The sequence below is a fragment of the Streptomyces sp. NPDC046557 genome (assembly GCF_040645975.1).
GTDB lineage: Bacteria > Actinomycetota > Actinomycetes > Streptomycetales > Streptomycetaceae > Streptomyces.
Window position 1 is genome coordinate 20,249 of the sequence record NZ_JBEYZH010000037.1, and the last position, 7,134, is coordinate 27,382.

General features: G+C 68.0%; 5 protein-coding genes. 3 read left to right on the forward strand and 2 right to left on the reverse strand.

Features of this window, described 5'->3' with window-relative positions; genetic code table 11:
* Positions 1–500: 500 nt before the first annotated feature.
* Positions 501–839, forward strand: coding sequence for a hypothetical protein (locus ABZ934_RS31720; protein ID WP_361319764.1), 339 nt, complete (start codon positions 501–503; stop codon positions 837–839).
* On the opposite strand, the gene ABZ934_RS31725 is transcribed toward ABZ934_RS31720, so the two are convergent.
* Positions 758–1,456 carry a hypothetical protein gene (locus ABZ934_RS31725; RefSeq protein ID WP_361319767.1) on the reverse strand — a complete coding sequence of 233 codons (699 nt, stop codon included), beginning with the start codon at positions 1,454–1,456 and terminating at the stop codon, positions 758–760. The two genes, ABZ934_RS31720 and ABZ934_RS31725, sit on opposite strands and share 82 nt — an antisense overlap.
* Positions 1,457–1,618: 162 nt before the next feature.
* Here ABZ934_RS31725 and ABZ934_RS31730 point away from each other — a divergent pair, with 162 nt between their 5' ends.
* Together ABZ934_RS31730 and ABZ934_RS31735 are read left to right on the forward strand one after the other, a co-directional pair.
* Complete coding sequence (locus tag ABZ934_RS31730) at positions 1,619–2,242, forward strand: hypothetical protein (protein WP_361319770.1); 624 nt, start codon at positions 1,619–1,621, stop codon at positions 2,240–2,242.
* Between the two features lie 7 nt (positions 2,243–2,249).
* Positions 2,250–5,474 (forward strand): DUF87 domain-containing protein, encoded by a 3,225-nt coding sequence (locus ABZ934_RS31735; RefSeq protein ID WP_361319773.1) that lies wholly within the window; start codon positions 2,250–2,252, stop codon positions 5,472–5,474.
* Positions 5,475–5,865: 391 nt separating this feature from the next.
* Here ABZ934_RS31735 and ABZ934_RS31740 read toward each other — a convergent pair whose 3' ends face one another.
* On the reverse strand, positions 5,866–6,768 hold the full coding sequence (locus ABZ934_RS31740; RefSeq protein ID WP_361319776.1) for a hypothetical protein: 903 nt from the start codon (positions 6,766–6,768) through the stop codon (positions 5,866–5,868).
* Positions 6,769–7,134: the final 366 nt, after the last annotated feature.

Sequence of the window (7,134 nt, forward strand, 5' to 3'; positions counted from 1 at the left end):
TTTGGAACAGGCGAGGGTGATTGCGGGGCAATCACCCGGGGACGGCTGACGGCGGGAGTGATGGCCCCGCAATCACGAGGCGGCCCAGTCCGTTCCGAGGTCGGCGAGGGCTTCGAGCTGCGCGGGGTCGAGCCGGTTGATGGGCGTCATGGATTCTGCATCGGCTGACGACAGCGACGTTCCCCGCGTTGTGGTGTTCTGAGCTGGGCTGGCAGGGGGGACGTGTGGTCCGCTTGGTGCAGGTGCCTGTCGTTTCGCGGGTGGAAGGCGTGGCGCCTGTGTGGGGACGGCGGTGCCTTCGCCGGCCGATTGCTGGTGAGGGGGATCCTGGTCCGCTGGCAGTGACATTTTGATGCGGTCTGTTGGTCATCGGCGTGCGTGACCGCTGGACAGCGCCGTGCGGTGTCTATGGCCGCGCGGGGGCGTCAGGCTGTGTATCCGGCGATGAGGACGAGGTGTTCGCGGACCGCGGCCTGACCGCGCCGTGGACCCTTTGCCCGATGACCACCGACGTCGTCGAGGCCCGGGAGTGGCTGCAGTCCTGGACGGACGTGTCGGGCCTCGAAGGTGTCGTGGTCAAGGGCATGTCCCAGCCCTACCGGCCCTCGGTCCGCGGCTGGACGAAGGTGCGCCGCCGCGACACGGCCGGCCGTCTGCACGCGATCGGCCGCACTGTCACCCTGCGCTCGGACGCCTTCCCCTCCGCCTTGGTGGCGTTCGCGGCCTCTGACGACTGGAGACGGCGAGACGTGCGCCCTCACGCGTTCCCACTTCGATGGCTCCCGGTGACCGCGCCTTTCGACTCGGAGCTGCCGGTTTTCTTGCCGTGGGAGTCGTAGTTGTTCGTGTGGGTGCGGGTGACGCCGTTCTTGTCCGTGCGTGTCGTTGAGTCGGAGCTGCCGGTTTTCTTGCCGTGGGAGTCGTAGTTGTTCGTGTGGGTGTGGGTGACGCCGTTCTTGTCCGTGCGTGTCGTTGAGTCGGAGCTGCCGGTCTTCTTGCCGCTGGAGTCGAAGTTGTCGCTATGCGCGTGGGTGACGCCGTTCTTGTCCGTTTTGGACGTCGAATCCGAGCTTCCCGTCTTGGTTCCGTCTGCGTCCTTGTAGTAGGTGTGCGTCCGCGTCCGGCCGTCGGGTGTCGTGTCGGTGAACGAGTCGGACCTGCTGGTGACCTTGCCCGTGTCGTCCTTGACGTCGGTGTGGATTTGCGTCTTCCCGTCGCTGCCGACGTGGGCGGACGAATCGGCGCTCCCCCTTTTCTCCCCGGTGGCATCCGTCTTGCGGAACTCACTGTGGGCGTCGATGGTCCTACCCCCGGCCGCGTATTCCTTTCGCTCCCAGTCGGTCAGGGGAGCGGCGTCACGCGTCCGCGTTTCGCCGCGGTCACCGGCACCGGCGCGGGGTGAATCCACCGACCTGTCCGCGGATCCGTGTCGGCGGTCGTCCTGGACTTCTCCCATCTCCCCATCACACCTCCGCGGTGCGAGCTGGGCAAAAGGACGGGAAGGCGCACATGCCCGCCGGTCTGTCAAGCCCCGAAATGCAGTGGAGCGACGTGTACCGCCCGTATCGGGCCTACTGGAGACACCCCCGCTCAAGAAGGTCCACAAGGAGAGATTCCCATGTCCGTTCCGCCCTCCTTCGCGCCCCGGCCGTCAGAGCCGAATGACTACGCAGCCTGGTCCCCCTCCGCCCCGCAGACCCGCCCGGATGCTGGTGGCGCCTGGCAGCCGCGGCGGCCTGATGTGCCGGGCGAGCCGCCGCCCCGCCAATGGGGCGACGTACCCGAGACACCGCCTCGCGACGGCCGTCCGTCCGCACCGCCCACCGTCCACAGCGGCACCGCCGTCGTCGAAGGTCAGGTGCGCGGGACGCAGATCCGCTCCGAGAACCGCGGCGAGAACCAGTCCGAGGCGATCTGGAGCTTCCGCCTGGAGCGATACGACGCCGCCGGCAACCGGGCCGTCCTCGTCCCCGTTGAGATGCGAGGACTGACCTTCGAGGGCTCCCTCAACGACGGCGACTGGGTGCGCGCCCGCGGTCGCATGAAGTCCGGTACCCTGCACGTCACCCGGCTGGAGAACCTCACCACGGGCGCCTGCGTGCGCGCCAAGGGCATCTCGAAGCCCGTGCTGATCCTCGCCTACGTCATGATGGCCGCGATCGCCGCCTTCGTTGCCTGGGGTTTCTACACCCTCTTCTTCGACGCCCCAACGCCCCCGGCCGACTTCCCGAACGGCTGGTGAGACCGTCGTGACGACCACGGCACTGACCGCCGCCAGCCTGGACCACCTGCAACGCGTCGGCTTCCAACCGCCTAGCCCGACGGCCCTGACCACCTTCACCGAGGCCCCGCCCGGCCTGCGGACCCTGGTCAGGGTGGACGGCGTCGGCCGGTTCGACAAGCAGCGCTCCTCCGCCCACCGCACGGCGGCCGACGACCCGGTGACGCGCGACCTCCTCGTCGGCCTGCACCAGCACCGGATCCCGGTGGCGTTCCTGGCAGGGGGCGAGCCCGGGCGGATCGCCGTGCGGATCGGCACCTGGCTCCCCGCCGGCCACCAAGTGCCGTCCGCGCACCGCAACGGCCGCCTGCTGGAGTCCGCCCTGCAGGCGCTGTACCCGGCCATCGCCCTCACACCCGACGATCCGGACCCCGGCAGCTGGCCGGCGGGCGCACTGGCGCTCGGCGTGCCCTCACTGAAGTCGCCTGCCGAGGCCGACGGGCTCGGACAGCTAGACCGGCTCTTCCAGGGTCTGAGTGGCAGCCGCTGGCAGGCCCTGGTGCTCGCGCAGCCGGTGGACGAGGAACCCGTACGCGCCCTGCGGATGAGCCTCATCAACGAGATGCGATCCGTGCAGACTGGCGTCACGCTGGACGGCGCGCCCAGCCCGCTCGCCGACCACTACCTGGACCTGCTCTCCGGCCAGCTCCGGCGCCTTACCGAGGGACAGGGCAGCGGCGCCTGGCGCACCGCCGTCTACCTGCTCTCCGACGACGAGGGGTTTGCGGAGGCCTGTGGCCTGTGGCGGGGCGTGTTCTCCGGGCGGGACTCGGTCCCGGAACCGCTGCGCGTGTGGGAGAGCGCCGATGTACCGGCCATGGCCGCCGCCTGGGCGATGCCCGACCCGGCCGGCGAGGCCCCCACGCCGGGGCTCTACCAGCAGCCGTTCCAGCACCAGACACTGCTCACATCCGGCCAGCTGGCCGCGTACATCCGGTTCCCCGAGAAGGAGCGGAACGGGTTCTGCGTCACCGAAATCCCCGAGTTCGACACCGTCCCCCCGCCGCTCACCGATGACTCCCTGACACTGGGCTCGGTAGTTGAACGCTCCCATGTCACGGCCAGCGACTATGGCATCCGCCCAGCCAACCTCACCCGGCACGCCTTCGTCACCGGTGTCACCGGCTCCGGCAAGACCAACACGATGTTCCACCTGCTTCGGCAGACCGCCGGGCAAGGCATCCCCTTCCTCGTCGTGGAGCCCGCCAAGACCGAGTACCGAGTTCTTCTGCACGACCCTCCGCTCGACCTGCAGGTTTTCACGCTCGGTAACGAGAACGTCTCCCCCTTCCGGCTCAACCCGTTCGAGGTGCCCGAGGGCATCCCCGTCGCCGTCCACCTCGACCTGCTGCGCTCGGTGTTCGACGCGAGCTTCGGGATGTGGACCCCCTTGCCCCAGATCCTGGAGCGCAGCCTGCACGCCGTCTACACCGACCGCGGCTGGGACCTCACCACCAACGTCAACCACCGACTCGACACCGCAGCCGAACGGGCCGACGCCTTCCCCACCCTGAGCGAACTGGTCCGCAAGGTCGAGGAGATCGTGCCGCAGCTCGGCTACGACGAGAAAGTCACCGGTGACATGCGTGCCGCACTGTGCACCCGTCTGAACAGCCTGCGCACCGGCGGCAAGGGACGCATGCTCGACACTCGCCGCTCACTGCCGCTACCCGCGCTGCTGGGCCGACCGACCGTGCTCGAACTGGAGGGCATGGGCGATGACGACGACAAGGCCTTCATGATGGGCCTGCTGATGATCCGGCTGGCCGAGCAGCGCCGCACCGAGGGCGACACCGAAGGGCTGCGCCATCTCCTCGTCGTGGAAGAGGCGCACCGGCTGCTCGCCGACACCGGATCCGGCGCGGCACGCCCCGAGGGGGAGGCCGATGTTCGGGGCAAGGCCGTGGAAACGTTCACCGGTCTGCTGTCGGAGATCCGCGCCTACGGCCAGGGCGTCGTCGTGGTCGACCAGGCCCCCACCAAGCTCGCCCGGGACGTCCTGAAGAACACCAGCCTGAAGATCGCCCACCGGATCGTCGCTGGCGACGACCGCGGCCTGCTCGGCGACGCGATGGTGATGACCGCCCGCCAGGACATCGCCATGGCGAGCCTGCCGGCGGGGCGCGCCGCGGTTTTCGCAGACGGCGAGGACGCACCGCTGCTGGTACAGGTGCCGCAGATCAAGGGCGGATCCAGCAGCTGGCCGGCCGACGCGCAGGTGCACGCGCACATGCGCGGACCCGAGAGTGCGCCGATGCCCGCGTCCGGCGACTGCGACGCCGCCTGCCTGACCGACCCGGTCGCCTGCACGTCCGGCCGCTCCCTGGTCGATGAACCGACGGTGCTGAGGACCTTCGCACGGACGGTGCTGTCCGCAGTGCACACACCGCAAGGCCTGGCCCGAACCTGGCCGGACATGGCCGCCGTGCTCGCCCCGCACCTGCCGCCCAGTGCGCGGCCGACGTCCGTCCTGCGCAGATTCACACGGCACGCATCCCGACGGCTCGCCGACATCCGCGGTGCGCGGGCCGGCTGGAGCTATACAGACACAGCCGCGGTCGCCGCCCTCATCGAGCAGGCGGCCACCACCCTCCTCGACGGCAACCCCGCCGAGGAGGCCGTGACAGCGCTGCGCCGCACCCTGCTCGCCCTCCAAGGCGGCCCCGGCCCCTTCCAAGGCTGCGCGCGCATCTGGGCGGACCCACCGGAGGCGGCCTGCCTGTGCCGGCTCCCGGTCGCCGAGGTCGTCGGGTCGGGGCAATTCCAGGAGGTGTGGTCCCAGGCCCGCGCCGCAGACCGCGCCGCAGACCCGCCTGGCCGTCCCGCCGTCTGGGACGTCTGCAAAGACGCCGCCTACCAGTTGGTGGAGTTCCCCGAACCGGACACCGACCCGGAGACGGCGACAAGCCTGCGTCGAACCGCTGACCGCATCGCCCTCTGCTTCGCCCAGCAGATGCTGACCGCCGAGCCCTGGTCCCACCCGGCAACCGTCCGCAGGGCCGTCACGGACCTAATGGCGGCGGCGGACGGCCGGGATGACCCATGGGGTCACAACAGTGACGACGACCTGGGTGGCCCTGACGGCCAGGCCGGCGACGACCGTCAGGGCGACCCACCCTTGGTCCAGCCCGTGCCGGACACCAGACCCCCCGACGTCCTGACCGCGGCACTCAATGCCCTGGGGTCTGTCTGACACATTCAACTCGACGTCGCAAAGGCGGGTGCCGCAGTCAGCCCAAGGCTGATCTGGGCTCCACTGTCCAGGTCAAGGCGCCGCCAGCGACCACCCGGGGCCATCGCTGCGGGAGAGAGGTCGGGGCGCGCCCCGTCATCGCGGACGTGGCCCGTTCGATGCCGCATACGCTGCGAGCTATCGAGGCGGCCGACGAGACAAACAGATTTTCGACGCGACTGACCGATACGCCGGAGGATCGCATCTTCCAATGCGACGATGACAGTTCATCGTCAAGGGGGCTCTTCGAATGCGCGGTGCTGAAGTCCTATGGGCGCCGGCGGCGATGCTGGCGTGGGCCCCGCCGCCTCGGAGCGCCCACCCTGAAAAACCTCCGTGATCACCATGCGTCTCAGCCCGTCACCTGGCCCACGAACATGAAGGGCATGGAGCAACTCGCCGAGGAACTCGCCCGTGTTGCCACCGCGAATCCCGACTCGGCCAGCACATACACACGACACGTGGCCCAGACGTCGAACATACGGTCACTGGATGCGGGGACCCGAAGCTGGTAGTCGCCCGCAAAAGCGGTCCCGCTGTAGTCCCGTGATCCGACGGGGTTCAATTCGTCGCGAGACCATAGATCGACATGTGTCTGCCCCACGGATACAGGGTTTCCACCGGCGAGATCTCGGCTGCTGACGAGTATTCCTACCTGTGCAAGCGCGAAAGCCCGCCGCTGCTCACCAGATCCGGGCATGTAGTCAACATGCTGGAGGATGTCGAATCCTGACCAATTGATGTATGGGCGAACCCAGAGGAGACATGACTGCTCCGGCACTATCGTGACGCCGATAGCTGCCCGAGACGTCAGTTGACCGGATGTTGTGTAGCGTGATGCCCAGAACGTTCCCGTGTGGATGTCGGCTGCGGCGCCATCGCCTGTTGCCTCAAAGCCCGGCACGTCTCTGGCTGCATACCTGTACGGATTGGGGCCGTCGGGACTGTACGTCGTATCCACAGTCGTTGAGCGGATGCTCGGGAACTTCCTGGTTGTCGTCGCTGCGTTCCGGAACTTGAGGTCAAGAGCTGCGACCTCCTCCGAGATTTGACGGGCCAGCACCTCCCCGTCTTGCTCGAAATTGGCTCTGAGCTTCTGTTGGTCGGGGCTCAGGTCGGGCGGCAGAGGGCGTACATCCTGTACGGCTTTCTCCTCCTCGGTGAGAAGCGCGTTGAGTCGCTCCGCAGGTCCCGGTGCCCACAGTTCTTCCATCGCGGAAATGGCTTGCGTGTCCATTTCGTCGTAACTTGTCATTTTAACCCTTGAGTGGCCCAGGTCTTGATGTGGTCGCCTTGGGATGGCAACCGTCAAGAACGTACGGATTCTTGGGTAGGCGCAAATCACCTCCGGACTATGGCCCGGTAGAGGAATGGGAATCGAAGAAGGAAGCGCGCGGCAAATCAGTCCCCAGCCCCACCGTTTCCCTTAGGAGTGGAATCGACGCACACCCACTTACAAGCATCACACGATCGGTCCGTGTGCACGACGCGAGAAGCGCCATGGCCGCCCCCGCCCCCGCTACTGTGCCCAGTGGATGCCGAGTTCGGTGAGTGCTCGGAGTTGGTCGGGGTGGAGTCGGTCGCGCCGGGTCTTCTGGTTCATGATCCAGATTCCGGTGCG

Excerpts from the sequence above, each read along its gene's own strand:
- ABZ934_RS31730 (WP_361319770.1), top strand. The coding sequence starts at position 1,619 with ATGTCCGTTCCGCCCTCCTTCGCGCCCCGGCCGTCAGAGCCGAATGAC.
- ABZ934_RS31740 (WP_361319776.1), bottom strand. The coding sequence starts at position 6,768 with ATGACAAGTTACGACGAAATGGACACGCAAGCCATTTCCGCGATGGAA.
- ABZ934_RS31725 (WP_361319767.1), bottom strand. The coding sequence starts at position 1,456 with ATGGGAGAAGTCCAGGACGACCGCCGACACGGATCCGCGGACAGGTCG.
- ABZ934_RS31720 (WP_361319764.1), top strand. The coding sequence starts at position 501 with ATGACCACCGACGTCGTCGAGGCCCGGGAGTGGCTGCAGTCCTGGACG.